General features: G+C 63.9%; 18 protein-coding genes and 1 other RNA gene. 11 read left to right on the forward strand and 8 right to left on the reverse strand.

Annotated features, from left to right (window positions below; all coding sequences use genetic code 11):
• Nucleotides 1-41: 41 nt before the first annotated feature.
• Both L0U80_RS07845 and ffs read right to left on the reverse strand, forming a co-directional pair.
• Entirely contained in the window at nucleotides 42-2,435 is a 2,394-nt protein-coding gene (locus L0U80_RS07845; RefSeq protein WP_233863390.1) for a DNA polymerase III subunit gamma/tau, read from the reverse strand.
• A gap of 266 nt (nucleotides 2,436-2,701) precedes the next feature.
• Nucleotides 2,702-2,800: signal recognition particle sRNA small type (gene ffs / locus L0U80_RS07850), an RNA gene on the reverse strand.
• A 461-nt stretch (nucleotides 2,801-3,261) separates the two neighbouring features.
• On the opposite strand from ffs, the gene trxA reads away from it, so the two are divergent.
• From trxA to L0U80_RS07900, 10 genes are all read left to right on the forward strand, one after another.
• Nucleotides 3,262-3,588: a thioredoxin TrxA gene (gene trxA, locus L0U80_RS07855; protein ID WP_027797264.1), complete on the forward strand. Its 327-nt coding sequence runs from the start codon at nucleotides 3,262-3,264 to the stop codon at nucleotides 3,586-3,588.
• Nucleotides 3,589-3,895: 307 nt separating this feature from the next.
• A complete protein-coding gene (gene rho / locus L0U80_RS07860; RefSeq protein WP_233863391.1) occupies nucleotides 3,896-5,158 on the forward strand; it encodes a transcription termination factor Rho in 1,263 nt (420 codons plus the stop codon).
• Between the two features lie 179 nt (nucleotides 5,159-5,337).
• Nucleotides 5,338-5,868: a MerR family transcriptional regulator gene (locus tag L0U80_RS07865; RefSeq protein ID WP_233863392.1), complete on the forward strand. Its 531-nt coding sequence runs from the start codon at nucleotides 5,338-5,340 to the stop codon at nucleotides 5,866-5,868.
• Nucleotides 5,865-7,421: an MFS transporter gene (locus L0U80_RS07870; RefSeq protein ID WP_233863393.1), complete on the forward strand. Its 1,557-nt coding sequence runs from the start codon at nucleotides 5,865-5,867 to the stop codon at nucleotides 7,419-7,421. Before L0U80_RS07865 ends, L0U80_RS07870 begins: the two co-directional genes overlap by 4 nt.
• Nucleotides 7,422-7,465: 44 nt before the next feature.
• A complete protein-coding gene (locus tag L0U80_RS07875; protein WP_233863394.1) occupies nucleotides 7,466-8,314 on the forward strand; it encodes a M90 family metallopeptidase in 849 nt (282 codons plus the stop codon).
• Between the two features lie 151 nt (nucleotides 8,315-8,465).
• Nucleotides 8,466-8,729: a type B 50S ribosomal protein L31 gene (locus L0U80_RS07880; protein ID WP_233863395.1), complete on the forward strand. Its 264-nt coding sequence runs from the start codon at nucleotides 8,466-8,468 to the stop codon at nucleotides 8,727-8,729.
• A 399-nt stretch (nucleotides 8,730-9,128) separates the two neighbouring features.
• Nucleotides 9,129-10,883 (forward strand): ArnT family glycosyltransferase, encoded by a 1,755-nt coding sequence (locus L0U80_RS07885; protein WP_233863396.1) that lies wholly within the window; start codon nucleotides 9,129-9,131, stop codon nucleotides 10,881-10,883.
• Nucleotides 10,884-10,890: 7 nt separating this feature from the next.
• Complete coding sequence (locus tag L0U80_RS07890; RefSeq protein ID WP_233863397.1) at nucleotides 10,891-12,270, forward strand: MATE family efflux transporter; 1,380 nt, start codon at nucleotides 10,891-10,893, stop codon at nucleotides 12,268-12,270.
• Nucleotides 12,271-12,657: 387 nt separating this feature from the next.
• A complete protein-coding gene (locus L0U80_RS07895; protein ID WP_233863398.1) occupies nucleotides 12,658-13,245 on the forward strand; it encodes a ComEA family DNA-binding protein in 588 nt (195 codons plus the stop codon).
• Between the two features lie 140 nt (nucleotides 13,246-13,385).
• Nucleotides 13,386-13,826 carry a YidB family protein gene (locus L0U80_RS07900; protein ID WP_233863399.1) on the forward strand — a complete coding sequence of 147 codons (441 nt, stop codon included), beginning with the start codon at nucleotides 13,386-13,388 and terminating at the stop codon, nucleotides 13,824-13,826.
• 126 nt (nucleotides 13,827-13,952) lie between these two features.
• Here L0U80_RS07900 and clpB read toward each other — a convergent pair whose 3' ends face one another.
• Together clpB and L0U80_RS07910 are read right to left on the reverse strand one after the other, a co-directional pair.
• Nucleotides 13,953-16,550, reverse strand: coding sequence for an ATP-dependent chaperone ClpB (gene clpB / locus L0U80_RS07905; RefSeq protein ID WP_233863400.1), 2,598 nt, complete (start codon nucleotides 16,548-16,550; stop codon nucleotides 13,953-13,955).
• A 220-nt stretch (nucleotides 16,551-16,770) separates the two neighbouring features.
• Nucleotides 16,771-17,277, reverse strand: coding sequence for an Rrf2 family transcriptional regulator (locus L0U80_RS07910; RefSeq protein WP_233863401.1), 507 nt, complete (start codon nucleotides 17,275-17,277; stop codon nucleotides 16,771-16,773).
• Between the two features lie 133 nt (nucleotides 17,278-17,410).
• Between L0U80_RS07910 and L0U80_RS07915 the strand changes: the two genes are divergently transcribed.
• Nucleotides 17,411-17,977: a group III truncated hemoglobin gene (locus L0U80_RS07915; protein ID WP_233863402.1), complete on the forward strand. Its 567-nt coding sequence runs from the start codon at nucleotides 17,411-17,413 to the stop codon at nucleotides 17,975-17,977.
• Nucleotides 17,978-18,166: 189 nt separating this feature from the next.
• Here the strand turns inward: L0U80_RS07915 and L0U80_RS07920 are convergent, their stop codons facing one another.
• The 4 genes from L0U80_RS07920 to thrC all read right to left on the reverse strand — a co-directional run bounded on the left by L0U80_RS07920 (nucleotide 18,167) and on the right by thrC (nucleotide 21,802).
• Nucleotides 18,167-18,649: a molybdenum cofactor biosynthesis protein MoaE gene (locus L0U80_RS07920; RefSeq protein WP_233863403.1), complete on the reverse strand. Its 483-nt coding sequence runs from the start codon at nucleotides 18,647-18,649 to the stop codon at nucleotides 18,167-18,169.
• 19 nt (nucleotides 18,650-18,668) lie between these two features.
• On the reverse strand, nucleotides 18,669-18,926 hold the full coding sequence (moaD, locus tag L0U80_RS07925) for a molybdopterin converting factor subunit 1 (protein WP_233863404.1): 258 nt from the start codon (nucleotides 18,924-18,926) through the stop codon (nucleotides 18,669-18,671).
• Between the two features lie 10 nt (nucleotides 18,927-18,936).
• On the reverse strand, nucleotides 18,937-20,163 hold the full coding sequence (locus L0U80_RS07930; RefSeq protein WP_373322189.1) for a molybdopterin molybdotransferase MoeA: 1,227 nt from the start codon (nucleotides 20,161-20,163) through the stop codon (nucleotides 18,937-18,939).
• A gap of 187 nt (nucleotides 20,164-20,350) precedes the next feature.
• Nucleotides 20,351-21,802, reverse strand: coding sequence for a threonine synthase (gene thrC, locus L0U80_RS07935; protein WP_233863406.1), 1,452 nt, complete (start codon nucleotides 21,800-21,802; stop codon nucleotides 20,351-20,353).
• Nucleotides 21,803-21,807 lie beyond the last annotated feature (5 nt).

Below are 21,807 nucleotides of genomic sequence, written 5' to 3' on the forward strand. Positions count from 1 at the left end.
GGAAAAGCGCGCGGCATGATTGCCAGGCCGCGCGCCGAAAATCAATGGACGGTCGGACTGTTGCCCGGCGCGGCATCCGGCGACACCGGCCGGATCGAACCCGGCACGATGGTAGCGCCGAAGTCGCGAATCAGTTGCTGGACGAACGGGTCCGCGCCGATCTCGCGCTCTGCTTCGCGTTGCGCCTGAGCGCGCGCGGCGGCGTCGAGCGCGGCGGCCGTGCGGCGTGCGGGGCCGACTTCCACGGCGACATCCACGGCCTTGCCGAGCCGTTCGGCAAGCGCCGACTTCAGTTTGGCGACCTGCGACGCTTCGGCGTATTGCGGCACCGGCACGCTCAGTTTGAGCAGCGCACCGTCGAGCGCAGTCAGTTCGCTGTTGAACGCGAGCTGGTACGAAATGCCCTTGAGCGGCAGCGTCGCGGCGAGAGCGGGCCAGTCGCCAGAGAAACCAATCGCGTCGAGCGGAATTCCCGGTGGCAACTTGCTCACATCCACGACGGCCGCAGCAGGCGACGCGGCAGGTGAAGCTGCGCGCGGCGCGGCAGGTTCACTGTCATACGCCGGTACGAAGCCGTCATCTGGCGTCGCAAAGTAGGCGTCGTCAGCACCGAGCGGCACGTAGTCGTCGGGCGGAATGTCATCCCACGGTGACGCCGACGAGGCGTCCTGCGCGGACGCATTACGGGCCGGCTGGCGAGCCTGCGTTTCTTGCGCGACCACGACGCGACGGGCCGGATCGGGCGTCGGCACCTTGACCTCGGCGCGCGGTGCCGCGGATTTCGGTGCGGCAACGGCTGTCGCTGCAGATCCACCGGCCGCTGCACGGGCGGCGGGGTTGGAAACGCGCATGCCCTTGCTGCGCAGCACGTCGAGCGCCGCGCTTGCCCCACCGCGCGCGCCAGGCGCCACAGCAGGTTCTGCGGTTGCATCGGACCGGGATTGCTGCTCCGGTTCGGCCGGAACGGGCGTTGCTGCCGCCACGGGTGCTGCGGTCGTGATTTCGGGCGCAGCGTCTGACGTATCGCCTTGTGGCTCGTCCGCCGATTCCCACGGCGGCACGACGCGCGCCGCAGCGGACGCTGCCGGGGTGGTCGCGGGAGCCGCAGGCACCGTTTCAGCGCCAACGTCCGGTACAGCGGCGGACTTCGCCACTTCCACCGCGCTCGATCCTGGTAACGCCGCTGCCGGACGGGTGACCGCCGCAACGGCCTGCGGCGCAGCGACCGGTTGAGCCCTACCAGCCGGGACACTTGCAGCGGAAGACGCCATCGCAGGCGTAACTGCCCTCGCCCCGGGACCCGCCACTGCCGGCTTCGAAGCCGGTGCATTGCCGACGCTGCCCGCGCCAGAAGCGGGCTCGAACGCAAGCATCCGCAGCAAGGTCATCGTGAAGCCGGCGTATTCGTCGGGAGCGAGGCCCAGTTCATTGCGGCCAAGCGTCGCGATCTGATAGAAGAGTTGAACCTGCTCGGGCGAGAGTTCAGCAGCAAAGCGACGCAGGTCGGCTGCTTCGGGCCACTCGTCGAGCACCGACGCCGGCGCGAACTGCGCCCACGCGATACGGTGAAACAGGCCCGCGAGATCCTGCAATGCGGTCGAAAACGAGAGACTGCGCAACGCCATTTCGTCGGCGATCGAGAGCACGGCGGCACCGTCGCTCGCAACGAGCGCGTCGATCAGGCGGATCAGATAGCTCTGATCGAGCGCGCCGAGCATGCCGCGCACGGCCTCCTCGGTCACCTGATTCGCCGAGTAGGCAATCGCCTGATCGGTCAGCGAGAGCGCATCGCGCATCGAGCCGTCCGCAGCGCGTGCAAGCAAGCGCAGCGCCTGCGTTTCGAACTCGACCTTCTCCTCGCCGAGAATGTGCGTTAGGTGCTCGACGATGTTCGCCGCCGGCATCTGTTTCAGATTGAACTGCAGACAACGCGACAGGACCGTGACCGGGATTTTCTGCGGGTCGGTGGTCGCGAGGATGAACTTGACGTGCGGCGGCGGTTCTTCCAGCGTCTTCAGCATCGCGTTGAAGGCGTGGTTCGTGAGCATGTGCACTTCGTCGATCATGTAGACCTTGAAGCGCGCATCCACCGGCGCATACACGGCGCGCTCGAGCAGCGCGGCCATTTCGTCGACGCCGCGATTACTCGCCGCATCCATTTCGACATAGTCGACGAAACGGCCTTCGTCGATCTCCCGACACGCACGACAGACGCCGCACGGTTTCGACGTCACGCCGGTCTCGCAGTTAAGCGCCTTGGCGAAGATCCGCGACAGCGTCGTCTTGCCCACGCCGCGCGTGCCCGTGAAGAGGTACGCGTGATGCAGACGGCCGCCGTCGAGTGCATGCGTGAGCGCGCGCACCACGTGCTCCTGTCCGACGAGCGAAGCGAAGTCCTTCGGTCGCCACTTGCGTGCGAGAACTTGGTAGGTCATCCGGAAATTGTATCAGCATCGCCTGCGCGCACCGATGATTCGACGGGCCCCGAACGGACGCCCCGCGGCGCTAGCGATTTGCCCATGCACACGGTGCAGGTACGACGCATGTGAACCATGTCGCGAGGGCAAATACAGTAACGATCGAAACCGGTGCGCTGAGCGATCACGCGACTGACATCGGCGAGCACTCGACTAAAACCGCCTGCAAGGCTGGGGATAATTCGGGGGGAATACTGCCGGGAAACAACTAGAAGAAAGTAGAAGGTGACGAGCCTGACCCTCGGCACTGGCGGAAAACGGCTGTGGCTGCTTCGTTCCCGACCTGACCAGGTTGACCGCCCCTCCATGCGAGGAGGCCCGTCACGGCGCATTCTAACATTGGTTGCGCCGCAATGCGACTGCCTCACACGAAAAGCCGCAGAGGCGCGCGCTCTTGCAACCGCGCGTACTGCCTCCATATCGAGTGCGTGTGGCGAGGCATTCGGTCCGGAAGATCGCTCCCGATGCTATTGCGGTGCTGCCGGAACAGCAAAAGACGCGGCTCGAAAAATGCGCGCGAACTGTCGCTTGAGAGGCTGAAACCCTGATGGCGGTATGAGTACTATCACCATCGGCAACGCATAGGGATTTAGGCTACACTGGCGTCAGCAATGGGATCCACCGTGCACAACGGCTCCGCACGGAGCTTGCGCGGATCGGCCTGGCCGCTTGTCGATCTTCGTCGGTCTTCGTCGGCCTTCGGTCGACCCCGGATAAGTTTTCCGTTTTGGTGTATCGTGGCGAGCAATTTAGTCAGCCTCGAATCGAAAGAGGTATTCATAAAATGAGCGAACAAATCAAGCACATCAGCGACGCATCGTTCGAACAGGACGTCGTAAAATCCGACAAACCGGTTCTGCTGGACTTCTGGGCCGAATGGTGTGGTCCATGCAAGATGATCGCGCCGATTCTCGATGAAGTCGCGAAGGACTACGGCGACCGCCTGCAGATCGCGAAGATCAATGTCGACGAACACCAGTCGACGCCGGTGAAATTCGGCGTGCGCGGCATCCCGACGCTGATCCTCTTCAAGAACGGCGCCGTCGCTGCACAGAAGGTCGGCGCGCTCTCCAAGTCGCAACTCACCGCGTTCCTGGACAGCCACCTGTAAATCCCTTCGCCCGCCGCGTCGCGCTTAGCAGTTCCTTGTCTGTTCATTGTTTGTTCTTCATTGAACGCGCATGCGCCCCGCGGGCGAGTAACGGTGCGTGTTGTCCACCGACAACACGCACCGTAAAAAACATGCCAACTCCCCACACAGGCGGCCAGTGGCGTGTGCTATGCTAGAATTCATAACGCGTCTAACCAGACGCCAATAAAGTAGCAAGCAAAAGTCCCAAGCAAGTCCTAGAGCGATTCCGCTCGATTCTTTCCCCCAGACTTCATTTCGTCGCAGTTCTCCCCGACGGGTTCTCCGTATGCATCTTTCCGAGCTTAAGTCTCTGCATGTCTCCGAATTGATCGAGATGGCCAATGGCCTCGAGATCGAAAGTGCGAACCGCCTGCGCAAGCAGGAACTGATGTTCGCGATTCTTAAAAAGCGCGCCAAAACCGGCGAAACGATTTTCGGAGACGGCACGCTTGAAGTGCTTCCGGACGGCTTCGGCTTTTTGCGCTCGCCCGAAACCTCGTATCTCGCGAGCACCGACGACATCTATATCAGCCCGTCGCAGATCCGCCGCTTCAATCTGCACACCGGCGACACGATCGAAGGCGAAGTCCGCACGCCGAAGGACGGCGAACGCTACTTCGCGCTCGTGAAGGTGGACAAGGTCAACGGCCAGCCGCCGGAGGCCTCGAAGCACAAGATCATGTTCGAGAACCTCACGCCGCTGCACCCGAACAAGGTGCTGCTGCTCGAGCGCGAAATGCGCGGCGAGGAGAACGTAACGGGCCGCATCATCGACATGATTGCGCCCATCGGCAAGGGTCAGCGCGGCCTGCTGGTCGCCTCGCCGAAGTCGGGCAAGACCGTGATGCTTCAGCACATCGCGCACGCGATCAAACAGAATCACCCGGACGTGATCCTGTTCGTGCTGCTCATCGACGAGCGCCCGGAAGAAGTGACCGAAATGCAGCGCTCGGTGGCCGGCGAAGTGATCGCCTCGACCTTCGACGAACCGGCTGCGCGCCACGTGCAAGTCGCCGAAATGGTCATCGAAAAGGCCAAGCGCCTTGTCGAAATGAAGCATGACGTCGTGATCCTGCTCGACTCGATCACGCGTCTCGCGCGTGCGTACAACACGGTCGTGCCGGCTTCGGGCAAGGTGCTGACGGGTGGTGTCGACGCCAATGCGCTGCAGCGTCCGAAGCGCTTCTTTGGTGCTGCACGCAACATCGAGGAAGGCGGCTCGCTCACGATCATCGGCACGGCTCTTATCGAAACCGGCAGCCGCATGGACGACGTGATTTACGAAGAGTTCAAGGGCACCGGCAACATGGAAGTGCACCTCGAGCGCCGTCTCGCGGAAAAGCGCGTTTATCCGTCGATCAATCTCAACAAGTCGGGAACGCGCCGCGAAGAACTGCTCATCAAGCCGGACATCCTCCAGAAGATCTGGGTGCTGCGCAAGTTCATCCACGACATGGACGAAGTCGAGGCCATGGAATTCCTGCTCGACAAGATTCGCCAGACGAAGAGCAACTCCGAGTTCTTCGAGATGATGCGCCGCGGCGGCTGACCGCCCCGGCATCGCGCAAAACGCCCGCTCCATGCGGGCGTTTTTTTTGCGCGCTCATGCTCGCACGGGCAGCCCGTGTATTCGCGCATGCTTGCATCGCCCGCAACCTGCACGTGAACGTTCACGTTGACCTATAATTCAAAGCTCTCGCCACTGCCGCCGCCCCCGGCAAGCCACCAATGTCAAAGACTACCCAGGCGCTGCTCAACGTGCGCGACGCCGCGCTACGGTTGAACGTCACGCCGCGCACGCTCAAGTATTACGAGGAGCGTGGACTCGTCACGCCGTCACGTAGCGAGGGCCGCTACCGCCTCTATGACGAACGCGACCTCGAACAGTTCGCGCGCATCCTACGGTTGCGTGCGCTGGGCTTCTCCCTTCGCGGCATCGCCGAGATGCTCAAGCGCCCGCTCGAACCCGCGGGCGACGGACGCAGACGTTACTCGCAGGATTCGCTGCGGCATATCGCGGACGCTTTGGCGCAGCAGATCGATACACTCGATGCGCGCATCGCCGCCGTGCGACGCGAACTGAAGGAAGCGCAAACCGTGCGCACCGAACTCGCGGACGACCTCGACTACCTGAAAAAGCGCCTCGCGGGTGTGCCGTCCGAAACGCTGATCGACGAGCGCCTCGCCGCGAAGAAGCACCGCAAGGCCAGCAGCGGACAAGGCCGGACCAGTGGCGGCGACGGAGACGCATCCGAATGAATTCCGCCCCGCCCCGTCAGCCGATCTTCAGCGTGGAGCGTCTGCGTGGTGACTTCTACCCGTGGGTGCTGGCGTTCGCCACCGGCCTCGACTACTTCGACAACGCGATCTTTTCCTTTTTCGCGAGCTATATCGCGGGCGGCATCAACGCGTCGCCCGACGAACTCGTCTGGGCGTCGAGCACGTACGCCGTCGCCGCGGTGCTCGGCATCCTGCAGCAGCAATGGTGGGTCGAGCGTGTCGGGTACCGGCGCTACGTAGGCGGATGCCTGCTGCTCTACGCGGCGGGCTCCGTCTTTGCTGCGCTCTGCGAATCATCGATCCAGCTCGCCTTCGCGCGCGGTTTTCAGGGCTACTTCATCGGGCCGATGATGGGCACGTGCCGCATCCTCATCCAGAACAGTTTCACACCGCAGCGGCGCCCCGTGGCGACACGCGCGTTCCTCTCGCTGATCGTGCTGTCCAGCGCGCTGGCGCCGCTCGTGGGCGGCATCGTCGTCGCACAGTTCGACTGGCGCGCCCTCTTCGCCTGCACCGCGCCCGCGGGCGTCCTGTACGCCGTGCTCGCGCTTTTCGCCCTGCCCGACTCCGGTCACGTGCTGCCCGAGGAACGGGGCGAAGCGCACCTCTGGCCCTATATCATCTTCGCGTTCGCGCAGGGTGCACTCCAGATCGTCATGCAGCAGGTGCGCTTCGAACTCTTCAGCAAGTCACCCGGACTGATCTTGCTCACCATCGCCGGCGTCGGCTCGCTCGCGTGGTTCGGCTGGCATCAGTGGCATCATCCGAAACCGCTCGTGCGACTGCACGCGCTGCGCGAAAAGACCTTTCAGGTCGGCTTGCTACTCTACACGATCTATTACTTCCAGAGCACCGCGTTCAGTTATCTGATCTCGCGCTTCCTCGAAGGCGGCCTCAACTATCCGATCGAAAACGCCGGACGGCTCACGGGCATCACGTCGCTCATCGCGGGATCGGCGCTCTTCCTGCACTTCCGCTATGGGAAGCTGTTGCGGCGCAAAAAGTGGATGATTGTGCCCGGATTCGCGCTCGCGGCCTTCGTTGCCTTCTGGATGACACGGATGCCGCCCAACGTCAGCGAAGCCTGGCTCATCGCTCCGCTGCTGCTGCGCGGCCTGCTGCTGATCTTCATCGTGGTGCCGGTCGCCAACCTCACGTTCAGCATCTTCGCCGTCGAGGAATTCAGCCACGGCTACCGGCTCAAGAATATCGTCCGGCAGTTGACGATGTCGTTCGCTACGGCCACTGTCATCATCATCGAGCAACACCGGCTCGCGCTGCACCAGTCGCGACTGGCGGACTATGTAAATCCGTTCAACCCGGTCTTTCAGAACACCCTCGCGACGCTCACGCATGGCTTCGAAAACCTCGGCCGCTCGCCAGGAGAAGCGCACGGCCTCGCGATCGCCGAGATGAGCCGCATGGTCACGCAGCAGGCGAGCTTTCTGAGTTCGCTCGACGGTTTTTATTTCCTCATGGGCGTGGCCATCTGCGGTGGTATCTTTGCGGCCTGGCAGAAGCAGATCGAGTGACCGGTCACGACAATCCGCGGCACCCATTACGACACAATCCGGCGATGCTATCGAAACTGTCCCAGTGGTTCGGCGCGCGCCGCCGCGAAAAGGCGTTGCGCACCTATGCCATCGACGACGCGCTCTGGCAGGCGACGCTCGACGGCCTGCCGTTCCTCGCGCACCTCGATGCCGCCGACCTCGCACGCCTGCGCGATCTGACGAGCCTCTTCATCGCGCAAAAGGAGTTCTCGACTGCGCACGGCCTGGAACTGACCGACCGCATGACGGTATCGATTGCGGCGCAGGCGTCGCTGCCGGTTCTGAATCTCTCGCTCGATCTGTACCGCGGCTGGGTCGGCGTGATCGTGTACCCGGGCGAATTCGTGATCCGCAAGACAGTCGAGGACGAGGATGGCGTCGTGCACGAAGTCGAGCACGATGCGAGCGGCGAGGCATGGGACGGCGGGCCGGTGATCCTCTCGTGGGAAGACGCGCAGATGACCGACGGCACAGATGCCTACAACGTCGTGATCCACGAATTCGCGCACAAGATCGACATGGCGAACGGCGAGACGGACGGTCATCCGCCCCTTTATCGCCGCTGGCACGCGCCGCTCGATGCCACCGCCTGGGCAGACGTCTTCGACAACGCGTACGATCAGTTCTGCGCAAAGGTTGACGCGGTTTCGCAGCGGCAGTGGGCGCGCTTCGAGCGCGAATCGCTGATCGATCCGTATGCGACCGACCATCCGTCCGAGTTCTTCGCGGTCTGCAGCGAGGCGCTGTTCGTCAAGCCGAAGGCGTTCGAGTCCGAGTATCCCGAGCTGTACCGGCTGCTCGCCCGCTACTACCGGCAAGACCCGGCCCGAGTCGGCGCACTGGCGGGTTTTGGCGAACCGGACCTCAAATAATCGCCAACCGGCTGATTTTCTGGCATAATCTCCTTTTTTCGACCTTGTGTAAGTGGCTCGCGAGATCAAGGTCCTGTAACACCACATGCACCGGAATACCGGCGGGGTTACAGGCACGCGGGTTGGCTACCGCCAGATTTAAGGAATAATCATGAAAGAAGGCATTCACCCGGATTACCGCGAAGTCCTGTTCATCGACGTTTCGAACGACTTCAAGTTCGTGACCCGCTCGACGATCCAGACGCGCGAAACCGCCGAGTTCAACGGCAAGACCTACCCGCTCGCCAAGATCGAAGTGTCGTCGGAATCGCATCCGTTCTACACGGGCACGCAAAAGATCATGGACACGGCCGGCCGTGTCGAGAAGTTCAACAAGAAGTTCGGCTCGCGCGCCACGGGCAAGGTCGCGAAGTAAGCTTCGCGAGACACCTGAACCGGCTTCGCGCCGGTCCCGGACCAAAAAGGGCAGCGAACGCTGCCCTTTTTTGTTGTTGCGCCGCTCCTTACCAATCCTTGCGGCACTTCGCTGCTTTTCGCACCATTTGTCTCGCCGGTTGCCAGCTCCGCCCAGACCGGAACGCTTCGTATCAACGTTTGGGCTGGTCGATCACCGTTCCTGGCCAACGAATCGTGACGCACCGCTGGTGGCCCGGCTAGAATGCCGGATGCTTCGGACCAGCCCGATGGTTGTGCCCACTGCAGCGACCCGGCGTGCGTCGGCTCCGCCCTGGTTCGCCCAGAGGCACCGTGCCCCGCGGCAATGGCGCAACGGGGCCGCGCCAGCCGGTCCGCTCACCCGACTTTTTCGTACTGAATGAAGCCAGCCATTCGACTGACCGCCTCCGCCACCAGCGCCCTGCCACGCTGGCTGTTGCTGGCCATCTGTATCGTATTTGCGTCGTTCGGCCTGTTCGGCCGCGATCCCTGGAAGAACGAGGACGCTGCCGGGTTCGGTGTCATGTGGACCATGGCAGGCGGGACCTCCCACGACTGGCTGCTGCCGAACCTCGTCGGCAAGTACGTCACGGAAAACGGCCCGCTGGGCTACTGGCTCGGCGCACTCAGCATCCGCATCTTCACGCCGTGGGTGGACGCGAGTAACGCCTCCCGCATTGCTACCGGCTTGCTCTTCGTCGTCGCCTGTGCATTCGTCTGGTACAGCGCATATCTGCTGGGCCGCCGCCCAGAAGTTCAGCCGTTCAAATACGCATTCGGCGGAGAACCCGAGCCGCGCGACTACGGCCGCACGCTCGCCGACGGCGCGCTCCTGATCCTGCTTGCCTGCTTCGGCCTCGCGGAGCGTGGCCACGAGACGACGCCACAGCTCATGCAATTTGCCGGCATCGCGATGCTGCTTTACGGCATGGTGCGCGCCATCGACAAGCCGATTCAGGGCGCACTCTGGTGGGGGCTCGCGCTCGGTATCCTGACGCTGTCGAGCGGCCTCGTGCAAGTCGCCGCGCTGCTGCTGGGCACGCTTGCCATGCTGGCGCTCGCCCCTGCGACGCGCTCGCGCTGGCTGCTCGTGGCTGGGCTGCCGGTCGCGCTGATCGTCGCGCTGTCGTGGCCGATCCTCGCGCTGCACTTCTATCCCGACGATGCCGTCTGGTTCCTCAATCAGTGGATCCAGTCGAGCCTCAACTATTTCTCGGGGCCGCCGGGCACGGTCCTGCGCTACGCCGCCAAGAATCTGCCGCTCTTCACGTGGCCCGCATGGCCGCTGGCACTCTGGGCCTGTTTCAGCTGGGCGGGCCTGCGCCGCGCGCCACACATCGCGATTCCGCTGTCGATCATCCTGCCGCTCCTGGTCCTCGTAGTCGTGCAGAGTCACGAGACGAACAGCCTTTTCATGATCTCCCTGCCCGCGCTGTCGGTGCTGGCGACGTTTGCGCTGCCGACGCTCAAGCGCGGCGCGATCAACGCGATCGACTGGTTCGCCGTGCTGAGCTTCACGATCCTCGGCACGTTCGTGTGGCTGGTCTGGCTCGCCGGCATGACCGGATTCCCGGCACCGCTCGCGCGCAATCTCGCGCGCCTCGCTCCCGGCTTCACGCCGCAGTTCAAGATTCTCTCGTTCGTTTGCGCACTCGCCGTGACCGTCTGCTGGATGATGCTCGTCCAGTGGCGCGTCGCCCGGCATCCGAAGGTGTTGTGGCGCAGCGTCGTGCTGTCGAGCGGCGGCACCACGCTCATGTGGGTGCTGCTGATGACGCTGTGGCTTCCGGTCGTCAACTACAGCCGGACCTATCGCGACGTCGCACAACAGATCGCGGCCCACCTGCCAGCCGATTACACGTGCATCACGCCGGTCCGGCTCGGTGATGCACAAATCGCGACCTTCGCCTACTTCGGGAAGATGCACTTTTCGTTCGACGAAGACTGCGACGTGATCCTGCGCCAGGACACCCAGGACTACAGCGCACCGAGTCCGATGCCGAACTTCGCCTGGGATCTGGTATGGCAAGGCCGCCGCGCGGCCGACCGCGATGAGCGCTTCCGCCTGTACGTGCGCGTCGACCGGCCGCATCCGCCGGCGTCGCACCACGTCTGGCGCAAACGCCCGGACTGAGGTCGTCGTGACCGGGACCGTCCGCGGCGACGTACGCCGTATCGCCGGCCTCGCGTGGCCGGTGCTGGTCGGCCAGCTCGCGATCATCGCGTTCGGCGTGATCGACACGGCCATGGTGGGCCGCTACTCGGCGCTCGATCTCGCGGCGCTCGGGCTCGGTTCGTCGATTTACGTTTCGGTCTATATCAGCCTCACCGGCATCCTGAGCGCGCTGCAGCCTGTCGCCGCGCAACTCTTCGGCGCGCAGCGCGACGCAGAAATCGGCGAGGTGGTGCGCCAGGCGTTCTGGCTCGCGCTCGTGCTGATGGTGATCGGCTGTGCGGCGCTTTATTTTCCCGGTCCGCTGCTCGACCTCGCCCATGCGCCCGATGCGCTGCGCGAGCGCACCGTCGACTATCTGCGGCTGCTCTCGTTCGGGCTGCCTGCGGGTCTCTTCTTTCGCATCTACAGTTCGCTCGCCAATGCGGTCGGGCGGCCGCGCCTCGTGATGGTCATGCAGGTGGGCGCGCTCGTCCTCAAGGTGCTGCTCAACCGCTGGCTCATCTTCGGCGGACTCGGCGTCCCCGCGCTCGGCGGCCCGGGATGCGCACTCGCGAGCACTACGATCAACTGCGCGCTCGCGGCGCTCGCCGTGCTCGCGATGACGAGGCTCGACGTGTTCGCGCCGTTCCGCATCTTCAGACACTTCTGCTGGCCGCACTGGCAGCGACAGGCCGAACTGCTCAAGCTCGGCATCCCGATGGGGCTCTCGTATCTGATCGAGGTGACTTCGTACACCTTCATGGCGATCTTTATCGCACGGCTCGGCACGACGACGCTCGCGGGCCATCAGATCGCCGGCAATCTCGGCGCCGTGCTGTACATGACGCCGCTTTCGATTGGCGTCGCAACCTCGACGCTCGTCGCCCAGGCGCTCGGCGGCAACCGCCCGGCCGAAGCGCGCACGCTCGCGCGTCACGGCATCGCGACCGCCGTGACGATCGCGTGCTGCTTCGCCCTCGCCGTCTTCCTGCTGCGGCCGTTCATCATTGGCGGTTATACGCCGGACCCCGCGGTCGCCGTGGCCGCGATGCCGCTCGTCGCGATCGTCGCGCTCTATCACGTATTCGACGCGCTGCAGGTCTCGACGGCGTTCGCGCTACGGGCGTACAAGGTCGCCGTCGTGCCGACCGTGATCTACGCCGTCGCGCTCTGGGGCGTCGGCCTCGGCGGCGGCTATGCACTCGGCTTCGACGTGACCGGAACGGTGCCCGCGTGGGCGACCGGCGCGCGCGGCTTCTGGCTCGCTAACATGGCGAGCCTCGTGATCGCGGGCGCCGGGCTCATGGTCTATCTCGCGCACGTGAGCCGGCGTTATCTGCGCGTGGGCGCCGACACCCAGCGCTAACGGGCCGGCGAACGCGTGCGCATGATCGCCACGCTGCGCGCCCATCGCTGGTGCGTCAACGCCCCACGGCGCGCGACATCTTGCGCGCCACACCGTACCGGCGGATCGCCTAAGCCGGCAACGTCGCACCCAATCTCGCCTGAACACCATTCGCCTGCCCCACGGCAACACGCGCGACCGTTACCGCCCCTAATCCTCCGCAAACCGGATACACATAAGTATCAAACATTGTTTGGCACGATTTACGCGTCATAAATCGGGCGGTATAAGTCGAGCGCGTCCGGTTCATGGATACGCCAACTGTCCTATTCTTGTAGCGCAGCACCACTTGAAGGATGCGTCGTCCGTTCCCGGCTCCCTGGATTTGCCCTCAATGGAGTGATAGTCATGCTGAAAAAGCTGCTGATGCTGTTGGTTGCCTTTGGACTCTCGATGTCCGCGTTAATGGCGAGCGCAGTGGAAGTGAACACCGCCGATCAAACCGCGCTCGAGTCGGTCAAGGGCATCGGCCCGGTCCACGCGAAGGCAATCATCGACGAGCGCGCACAACACGGCCCGTTCAAGGACGCCGACGACCTCGTGAACCGCGTCAAAGGCATCGGCCCGAAATCAGTGCTAAACCTCGAAGCCGCCGGTCTGACGATCAACGGTTCGTCGGCGCCGCCGTCCGGCAAACCCGCTGCGACGTCGAAGAGCAGCAAGGCGGCCACGAGCGCAGCGCCCGCCGCTGCCGCCAACACGACGCCCAATCCGGCGACGACCGCCGCGGCGAACGCGCCGCAGACCGCTTCTGACGCCAAGGCCGGCAAGTCGAAGCATGAGAGCAAGAAACAAAAGGCCGCCGAAGCCGCGAGCGCTGCTGAAGCGAGTCCTGCGGCCGCAGCGCCAGGTGCCGCTTCGGAGACAAAAGGCAAGAAGTCTGGAAAGTCGAAGAAGAGCAAGGCTGCGTCCGATGCAGCCGCTTCGGGCGCCTGATTATCGGCGCCTGCTATCCGGCGGTTTCCGGCCGAGGCGGTGTTCGCCGACGCCGGTCCGCCACACGCGGTGCGCAACGTGTGCGCCGTCCGGTTTTCCGGCCACGTTTCCAGACGCGGCCATCATCCTGAGAGAAAGTCATGAGCCTTCTAGATACCCTCGGTTCCCTGTTCGGTTCGTCGTCGCAGCAACAAGGCGGTGGCCAGGCCCAGCTCGTCGCGGCGGCGATGGAGTTCGTCAACAACCAGCCCGGCGGCCTGAACGGCCTCGTCCAGAAATTCCAGCAAGGCGGCCTCGGCGACGTGGTGCAGTCGTGGGTCGGCACCGGCGAAAATCAGGCGATTTCGCCGGATCAACTGCACAACGTGCTCGGTTCCGATGTGGTCTCGGGCCTTGCACAAAAGGTCGGCATGCAGCCGGACCAGGTGAGCGGCCTGCTCTCCCAGGTCCTGCCGCACGTGGTCAACGCGGCGACGCCCAATGGCGAAGTGCCCGCCGACGGCCAGATCAACACCAGCAACGTACTTGGCACGCTGGGCAGCCTCGCCTCCCTGTTCGGTGGTGGCAACAAGTCCGCGTAAGTCACGTTCGCGCGCACGCGCGCGGGCATGAAAAAAAGGCAACGGAAAAATTCCGTTGCCCTTTTTTAATGACGTCGGCACATACGGCCCACGGCCCGATACGCCTGGGCCGTGCGCCTGTCCCACTCAATGCACGACGCGCTCGAAAACGAACTTGCCGTCGTGGATGTCGACCGGAATCACATCCTTCGGCCCGAACTTGCCCGCGAGTATCAGCTTGGCGACCGGATTCTCGATCTCCTGCTGTATCGCGCGCTTGAGCGGCCGGGCCCCGAACAGCGGGTCGTAGCCGACCTTGCCGATCTGCTCCAGTGCGTCGTCCGACACCACAAGCTCCATGTCGAGCTTTTCGAGGCGCTCGCGCAGGCGCTGCAACTGGATCTTCGCGATCGACTGGATGTTCGCGCGATCGAGCGCATGGAAAACCACGACCTCGTCGATCCGGTTCAGGAACTCGGGACGGAACTGCTGCTTCACTTCGTTCCACACCGCATCCTTCACTGCTTCCTGCGGCTCGCCCGCCATCGACTGGATGAGGTGCGAACCGAGGTTCGACGTCATCACAATCACCGTATTCTTGAAGTCCACGGTGCGGCCCTGGCCGTCGGTCATGCGGCCGTCGTCGAGCACCTGCAGCAGCACGTTGAACACATCCGGGTGGGCCTTCTCGACCTCGTCGAGCAGGATCACGCTATACGGCTTGCGGCGCACTGCCTCGGTGAGATAACCGCCTTCCTCGTAGCCCACATAGCCCGGCGGCGCGCCAATCAACCGCGCGACGCTGTGCTTCTCCATGAACTCGCTCATGTCGATGCGGATCAGATGATCCTCCGAATCGAACAGGAAGCCCGCCAGCGCTTTGCACAGTTCGGTCTTGCCGACACCCGTCGGCCCGAGGAACAGGAACGAACCATACGGCCGGTTCGGGTCCGCGAGGCCCGCACGTGAACGGCGGATCGCATCGGCGACGGCGTTGATCGCCTCGTCCTGGCCAATCACGCGTTCGTGCAGTTTGTCTTCGATCAGCAGCAGCTTTTCGCGCTCGCCCTGCATCATGCGCGAAACGGGGATGCCGGTCGAACGCGACACGACTTCCGCAATTTCCTCCGCGCCCACCTGAGTGCGCAACAGACGCCGACGCGTCGGATTGCTCTGCTCGTCCGCCTCGGCCTGCGTGACCTGCTTCAGTTGCGCTTCGAGTTGCGGCAGCTTGCCGTACTGCAATTCCGCCACTTTCTCGAGCTTGCCTTCGCGCTGAAGCTTCGTGATCTCGGCGCGCACGCGTTCGATCTCTTCCTTGATCTGTGCGCTGCCCTGCACCGCGGCCTTCTCGGTGGTCCAGATTTCTTCGAGGTCCTTATATTCCAGACTCAGGCGATCGATCTCTTCCTCAATCAGTTGCAGACGCTTCTGCGAAGCTTCGTCCTTCTCCTTCTTGACGGCTTCGCGTTCGATCTTCAACTGGATCAGGCGACGATCGAGCTTGTCCATCTCCTCGGGCTTCGAGTCGATTTCCATCTTGATCTTCGAAGCGGCTTCGTCGATCAGGTCGATGGCCTTGTCCGGCAGGAAGCGGTCGGTGATGTAGCGATGCGAAAGCTCTGCCGCCGCGACGATCGCCGGGTCGGTGATTTCGACGCCGTGGTGCAGTTCGTACTTCTCCTGCAGACCGCGCAGAATCGCGATGGTCGCATCGACCGACGGCTCGTCGACGAGCACCTTCTGGAAGCGGCGCTCGAGCGCGGCATCCTTTTCAATGTACTTGCGATATTCGTCGAGCGTGGTCGCGCCGATGCAGTGCAACTCGCCGCGCGAGAGCGCCGGCTTGAGCATGTTGCCCGCATCCATCGCGCCTTCGGCCTTGCCTGCGCCGACCATCGTGTGAATTTCGTCGATGAAAACGATGGTCTGTCCTTCGTCCTTCGCGATATCGTTGAGCACGGCCTTCAGGCGCTCTTCGAACTCGCCGCGATACTTCGCACCCGCGAGCAACGCAGCCATATCGAGCGAGAGCACGCGCTTGCCCTTGAGCGTCTCAGGCACTTCGCCATTGACGATGCGCTGCGCGAGCCCTTCGACGATCGCCGTCTTCCCGACACCCGGCTCGCCGATCAGCACCGGGTTGTTCTTCGTACGACGCTGCAGGATCTGGATAGAGCGGCGGATTTCGTCGTCGCGGCCGATCACGGGGTCGAGCTTGCCTGCGCGCGCGCGCTCGGTCAGATCGACGGTGTATTTCTTGAGCGCTTCGCGCTGGCTTTCGGCGTCCTGACTGTTGACCTGCGCGCCGCCGCGCACCGCGACGATCGCACTCTCGAGCGCCTTGCGCGTGAGACCGTGCTTGCGCGCGAGCTGGCCTACGCTGCCCTTGTCGTCAGCGACGGCGAGCAGGAACATCTCGCTCGCGATATAGGTGTCGTTGAGCTTTTGCGCTTCCTTGTCGGCCTGATTGAGCAGTCCGGCGAGATCACGGCCGATCTGCACGTTGCCGTCGGTGCCCTGCACTTGCGGCAAGCGGCTGATTGCATCGTTGAGTGCGTTCTGAAGCGCCTGGACCTGCACGCCCGCACGCGACATCAGCGAGCGAGCGGAACCGTCCTGCTGCGCGACGAGTGCTGCGAGCAGGTGAACGGGTTCGATGTACTGGTTATCGTGGCCGACGGCGAGACTCTGCGCATCGGAAATCGCTTCCTGGAACTTGGTGGTGAGTTTGTCGATTCTCATTAGAACGAGACCTCCAGTTTCTTAACTGTCACCAAATCTGAGGGGCAATATTCGGGTTTCAAGCACCCGTCACGTCATTTTTTCCGGTTTTCTCAATTAGACGCACGAACGCGCCTCGCGCCCGCGACGTTGGGGCGCGCTTGAGCCCTCTGGAGCCGGTTGAGGCTCGCAGGGCCTCGATGCGGCCAGATGTCGCACTCGGAAAGCGCTTTGCGGAGGATCAATATTCGCGCGACGGGCGGCGCGACGCCAGCTTTTTTGCCGGCGTAGGCACGATGGTGACTGGTGCTAGGCCGAGCAGGCCCGACAGTTCGGCCGTCGGCTGCGCAAGTTCGCCTATCGTGTAGCCGTCCAGTTCGGCCAGGAATGCCTCACGGGCGGCCCATAGCGCATGCTTGAGGCGACAATGCGGCTCGATGACACAGGTGCGGCGCTCGACTTGCTCGCCGCCGAAACAAGCTACGAGCGCGAAGTCGTTCTCGGTATGCCGCACGACCTCGCCCACGGAAAGCGTGAGCGAAGTCGGTGCGAGGCGCAGCCCGCCATTGCGACCGCGGATCGTGTCCACCCAGCCTAGTTCGCCGAGCCGCTGCACGACCTTCATCAGGTGGTTCTTCGAGATGCCATACGCATCCGAGATCTCCTGGATCGTCGCGAGCTCCTCGCCGCGCAGGGCGAGGTAGAGCATGACGCGCAGCGAGTAGTCGGTGTAGTCGGTCAGTTTCATGATCAGCAGCGGGCGCGGGCGACAAAAACCATACAATAACATGCAGTTGCGATGCAGGTTTTGCGCTGGTTGGGTATGATAGGTACTTCTGATAAAAGGGCGGGCATGCTCGTCCGAAATTCCCGGTTGTACGATGACTTCAACTGATGCCCCCGTCGCCGACACGCGACACGCTGAACCCACCGAAGCAAATATTCGCGACCTCGTCTACGCGTTCTACGACCGCGTGCGCGCGCATGCAACGCTGGGTCCCGTGTTCGAGGAAGCACTGGCGGGCCGCTGGGACGACCATCTTCCGAAGATGTGCCGATTCTGGGGCAGTCTGGTGCTCGGCAGCAAGACTTACCGCGGCAATGTGCAGCAAGTGCATCAGCCGCTGCCCGGTATCGAGCCGACCCATTTCAGCCATTGGCTTTATCTGTTCCTCGATACCGTCGAGTCGAGCTATCAACCCGCCGCGGCTATTCAGTTCATGGAGCCTGCGCTCCGGATCGCGCAGAGCCTGCAGTTGAGCCGCTTTGGCTGGGACTACACGATTCCGGCCGAACAGCAGGCGCTTCTGGAGCGTATATCGCCGCGCAAGCGACCGGCGGACTCGGAGCACGATCGCGCAGTTCCGGCGCGCCCGGCTGGCGAGCCATTTCCCGCGAAAATCGTCGGGCGGCCGGTAGACGCCGACGACGGTAACGACGCGGGCTAGCGCTCCGCAGCGACGCAGCGATTTGGCTGTTAGTTGCATTTCACCGTCGAAATCCATTTCCTGGATCTCGACGGGAGCCCTTCGCGGCAGCGTTCGCTCCACCGCGGCCCCACCATGCACAAGCATGGCGGTCCAGCACACGGAACAAGGAATGTCGCCCAGATGCGCCCGCCAGGTGGCGCGACGCACTCACCCCTTCTCCGGCGCTGAATTCCCCGAAGCGATCCCCCAGCGCGCGAGCGCCGCATCATCGGTTACGCGGGCGTCCACCCAGCGGGCGCCATGCTCGGTCTCTTCCTTCTTCCAGAACGGCGCTTCGGTCTTGAGGTAGTCCATCACGAATTCGCACGACGCGAACGCGTCGCCACGATGCATCGAAGTCGTCGCCACGAGGACGATCTGGTCGAGCGGCGCCAGTTTGCCCACCCGATGCACGACCAGCACCTCGATGCCAGGCCACCGGCGCTGCGCCTCGGCGACGATGTTCTCCAGCGCCTTTTCGGTCATGCCGGGATAGTGCTCCAGCTCCATCGTCGCGACGGTACTGCCCTCGTTCAGGTCGCGCACGGTGCCGACGAAGCACGCCACCGCGCCGATCGCAGGATTGCGCGCACGCAGTTGCGCGACTTCCGTCGTCAGGTCGAAATCTTCGGTTTGCACGCGCACAGGCATGACTGCTCTCCTTGGCGCTTTAGCCGCCCGTCACCGGTGGGAAAAACGCCACCTCGCAGCCTTCGGTAATCCGCGTACCCGGCTCGGTCATGACGTGATTGCAGGCCATGCGCAGTGCGCGGCCTTCCGCCAGCGTCTCTGCCCACGCACCGCCGCGCGCGCGCAGCCAGCCACGCACGTCGCCTACCGTTGCAATGCCATCGGGCACCGTCACCGATTCCTCGGCCACGCCCAACGCCTCGCGCACGCTCGCAAAAAATCTCAACTGGATCTTCATAACGTCCGACTCAATACAGCAATTCAGTGAAAGGGATGAAGCGCACCGTTTCGCCGGCGCTGATCGCGTGATTCGGTGGGTTGTCGATCAGGCCGTCGCCCCAGACCGTCGAGGTCAACACCGCCGAACTCTGGTTCGGGAACAGATCGAGGCCGCCCGCCTGATTGACGCGCGCGCGCAGGAACTCGTTGCGGCGGTCGCCCTTCGCCTGCGTGAAATCGGCGCGAAGCGACAGCGCACGCGGACTGACCTGCGTCACGCCCGAGAGGCGCAGCAGGAACGGCCTGACGAACAGCAGGAAGGTGACGAAACTCGACACGGGGTTCCCCGGCAACCCAATGAAGTACGCTTCGCCCGTCTGCGCGTCACCACGCAGCACTGCACCGAACGCGAGCGGCTTGCCCGGCTTCATCGCGATTTGCCACATCGCGAGCCGCCCTTCGGCTTCAACCGCTGGCTTCACGTGATCCTCCTCACCCACCGACACGCCACCAGAGGTCAGGATGAGATCGTGCGCGGCAGCGGCCTCGCGCAGCGTCGCGCGCGTGGCGTCGAGTTGATCCGGCACGATGCCGTAATCGGTCACCTCGCAGCCGAGGTTACGCAGCAGGCCATTTAGCGTGAAGCGGCTCGAGTTGTAGATCGCGCCGGGTCGCAGCGGCTCGCCGGGCATCGTCAGTTCGTCGCCGGTGAAAAACACCGCGACTTTCACGCGGCGCGCCACTTCGAGCGTCGCGCAGCCCACCGATGCCGCCAGCCCGAGTGCCTGCGGCGTGAGCCGCGTGCCCGCGGGCAGGATCACGGAGCCCTTGCGGATGTCCGCACCCTGCGCCGTGATCCATTCGCCAGGCTTCGGCGTGTGGACAAAGACCACGTCGTGGTCGATGGCCTCCGTCTGCTCCTGCATCACTACGGCATCCGCGCTGGGCGGCACAGTCGCGCCCGTGAAGATGCGTGCCGCCGTACCGGCCGCCAGCGGCTCCGGAGCATGGCCCGCCGGTATGCGCTGCGAGACCGCCAGCCGGCGGCTGCCCTGCACGAGGTCGGCGACACGCACCGCGTAACCGTCCATCGCGCTCGTGTGCATCGGCGGCACGTCGAGCGGCGACACCACGTCGGCGGCGAGCACGCGGTTCAGGGCGTCGAGCGTCGGAAGCGTTTCGGTCCCGTTATCAGCGAGCGCGAGCGGGCTCGCCGCGCCCAGCAGCGTCGCGAGCGCCTCGGCCGTGGAAAGCATCGGAGCGCGCGCGGCAGGAGCAGTAGTGGGGGAATTGGACATCGGAGCGTCTGGGAGACGGCTTTCGAGCCGCCTGCAACGGTTGGTCTGCCGCTATTGTAGCGGCGAGGACACGGCACTGTGCCGCGTCCTCGGTACGCAGTCGACTCCGGTCCGCCAGAAGCGGCGGAAAGCGGCTAAACCGGGATTAGTCCGCCGTATGCACAGCGATGTAGTCCTTCACGCGCTGTGCGCTTGCAGGCACCACCTCGAAGCGCTGCGGCAGCGATTCAAGCCCCGCGAACGCTGCCGGACGCTCGGCTTCGCGATCGAGCGCCTCGCGGATCGTCTCGCCGAACTTGATCGGCTGTGCGGTCTCCAGCACGACCATCGGCACGCCCGGCTGCAGATGCTCGCGCGCAACCTTCACGCCATCGGCCGTATGGGTGTCGATCATCGTGTTGTAACGCGCGTAGACATCGCGGATCGTCTCGATGCGGTCGGCGTGGCTGCTGCTGCCCGACACGAAGCCGAACTGCGCGACACGCGCGAAGTCGCCGCTCGCCGCGAGGTCGAAGCCGCCCTTCTCCTCGACGTCGCAGAACAGTTGCGCGACGCGCGCCGGATCGCGGCCGAGCAGATCGAAGACGAAGCGCTCGAAGTTCGACGCCTTCGAGATGTCCATGCTCGGGCTGCTCGTGTGCCACGTTTCTGCGGAGGCACGCACCCGGTAGATGCCGGTGCGGAAGAACTCGTCGAGCACGTCGTTCTCGTTCGTCGCGACGACGAGCTTTTCGATCGGCAGGCCCATCATGCGTGCGATGTGGCCCGCGCAGACGTTGCCGAAGTTGCCCGACGGCACCGTGAACGACACGCGCTCGTCGTTGCTCTTCGTGGCCGCGAAATAACCGGCGAAGTAGTAGACGACCTGCGCGACGACGCGCGCCCAGTTGATCGAGTTCACCGTGCCGATCTTGTGCTGCGCCTTGAACGCCAGGTCGTTCGAGACGGCCTTCACGATGTCCTGGCAGTCGTCGAACACACCTTCCACTGCGAGGTTGAAGATGTTCGGGTCTTGCAGGCTGAACATCTGCGCGGTCTGGAACGCGCTCATCTTCTTGTGCGGCGAGAGCATGAACACGCGCACGCCCTTCTTGCCGCGCATCGCGTATTCGGCGGCGCTGCCGGTATCGCCCGAGGTCGCGCCGAGAATGTTCAACTGCTGGCCGGCCTTCGCGAGCGCGTACTCGAAGAGGTTGCCGAGCAACTGCATCGCCATGTCCTTGAACGCGAGCGTCGGACCGTTCGAAAGCTCGAGCAGCGAAATCTGCGTGCCGTTTTCCTCGCCGAGCGCGGTGAGCGGCGTGATCTTGCTCGCGTCCTCGCCGTGGCGCACGTTGCAGTACGTCGCCGACGTGTAGGTGCGGCGCGTGATGTCACGCAGGTCCTCGGCGGGAATGTCGTCGCAGAACTTCGAGAGGATCTCGAACGCGAGATCCGCGTAAGACAAGCCACGCCAGCGCGCGAGTTCTTCCGCGGTCGTCCGCGGATACTGCGACGGCAGATACAGCCCGCCGTCGCGCGCGAGGCCGCCCAGCAGGATGTCCGAAAACGAGTGATGCTCGCCGGCGCCGGCGCCGCGCGTCGATACGTAATTCATTGCCA

This window comes from Paraburkholderia adhaesiva (genome assembly GCF_021390575.1).
In the GTDB taxonomy this organism is placed as follows: Bacteria; Pseudomonadota; Gammaproteobacteria; order Burkholderiales; family Burkholderiaceae; genus Paraburkholderia; species Paraburkholderia adhaesiva.

Excerpts from the sequence above, each read along its gene's own strand:
- L0U80_RS07845 (WP_233863390.1), bottom strand. The coding sequence starts at position 2,435 with ATGACCTACCAAGTTCTCGCACGCAAGTGGCGACCGAAGGACTTCGCT.
- trxA (WP_027797264.1), top strand. The coding sequence starts at position 3,262 with ATGAGCGAACAAATCAAGCACATCAGCGACGCATCGTTCGAACAGGAC.
- rho (WP_233863391.1), top strand. The coding sequence starts at position 3,896 with ATGCATCTTTCCGAGCTTAAGTCTCTGCATGTCTCCGAATTGATCGAG.
- L0U80_RS07865 (WP_233863392.1), top strand. The coding sequence starts at position 5,338 with ATGTCAAAGACTACCCAGGCGCTGCTCAACGTGCGCGACGCCGCGCTA.
- L0U80_RS07870 (WP_233863393.1), top strand. The coding sequence starts at position 5,865 with ATGAATTCCGCCCCGCCCCGTCAGCCGATCTTCAGCGTGGAGCGTCTG.
- L0U80_RS07875 (WP_233863394.1), top strand. The coding sequence starts at position 7,466 with ATGCTATCGAAACTGTCCCAGTGGTTCGGCGCGCGCCGCCGCGAAAAG.
- L0U80_RS07880 (WP_233863395.1), top strand. The coding sequence starts at position 8,466 with ATGAAAGAAGGCATTCACCCGGATTACCGCGAAGTCCTGTTCATCGAC.
- L0U80_RS07885 (WP_233863396.1), top strand. The coding sequence starts at position 9,129 with ATGAAGCCAGCCATTCGACTGACCGCCTCCGCCACCAGCGCCCTGCCA.
- L0U80_RS07895 (WP_233863398.1), top strand. The coding sequence starts at position 12,658 with ATGCTGAAAAAGCTGCTGATGCTGTTGGTTGCCTTTGGACTCTCGATG.
- L0U80_RS07900 (WP_233863399.1), top strand. The coding sequence starts at position 13,386 with ATGAGCCTTCTAGATACCCTCGGTTCCCTGTTCGGTTCGTCGTCGCAG.
- clpB (WP_233863400.1), bottom strand. The coding sequence starts at position 16,550 with ATGAGAATCGACAAACTCACCACCAAGTTCCAGGAAGCGATTTCCGAT.
- L0U80_RS07910 (WP_233863401.1), bottom strand. The coding sequence starts at position 17,277 with ATGAAACTGACCGACTACACCGACTACTCGCTGCGCGTCATGCTCTAC.
- L0U80_RS07915 (WP_233863402.1), top strand. The coding sequence starts at position 17,411 with ATGACTTCAACTGATGCCCCCGTCGCCGACACGCGACACGCTGAACCC.
- L0U80_RS07920 (WP_233863403.1), bottom strand. The coding sequence starts at position 18,649 with ATGCCTGTGCGCGTGCAAACCGAAGATTTCGACCTGACGACGGAAGTC.
- moaD (WP_233863404.1), bottom strand. The coding sequence starts at position 18,926 with ATGAAGATCCAGTTGAGATTTTTTGCGAGCGTGCGCGAGGCGTTGGGC.
- L0U80_RS07930 (WP_373322189.1), bottom strand. The coding sequence starts at position 20,163 with ATGCTTTCCACGGCCGAGGCGCTCGCGACGCTGCTGGGCGCGGCGAGC.
- thrC (WP_233863406.1), bottom strand. The coding sequence starts at position 21,802 with ATGAATTACGTATCGACGCGCGGCGCCGGCGCCGGCGAGCATCACTCG.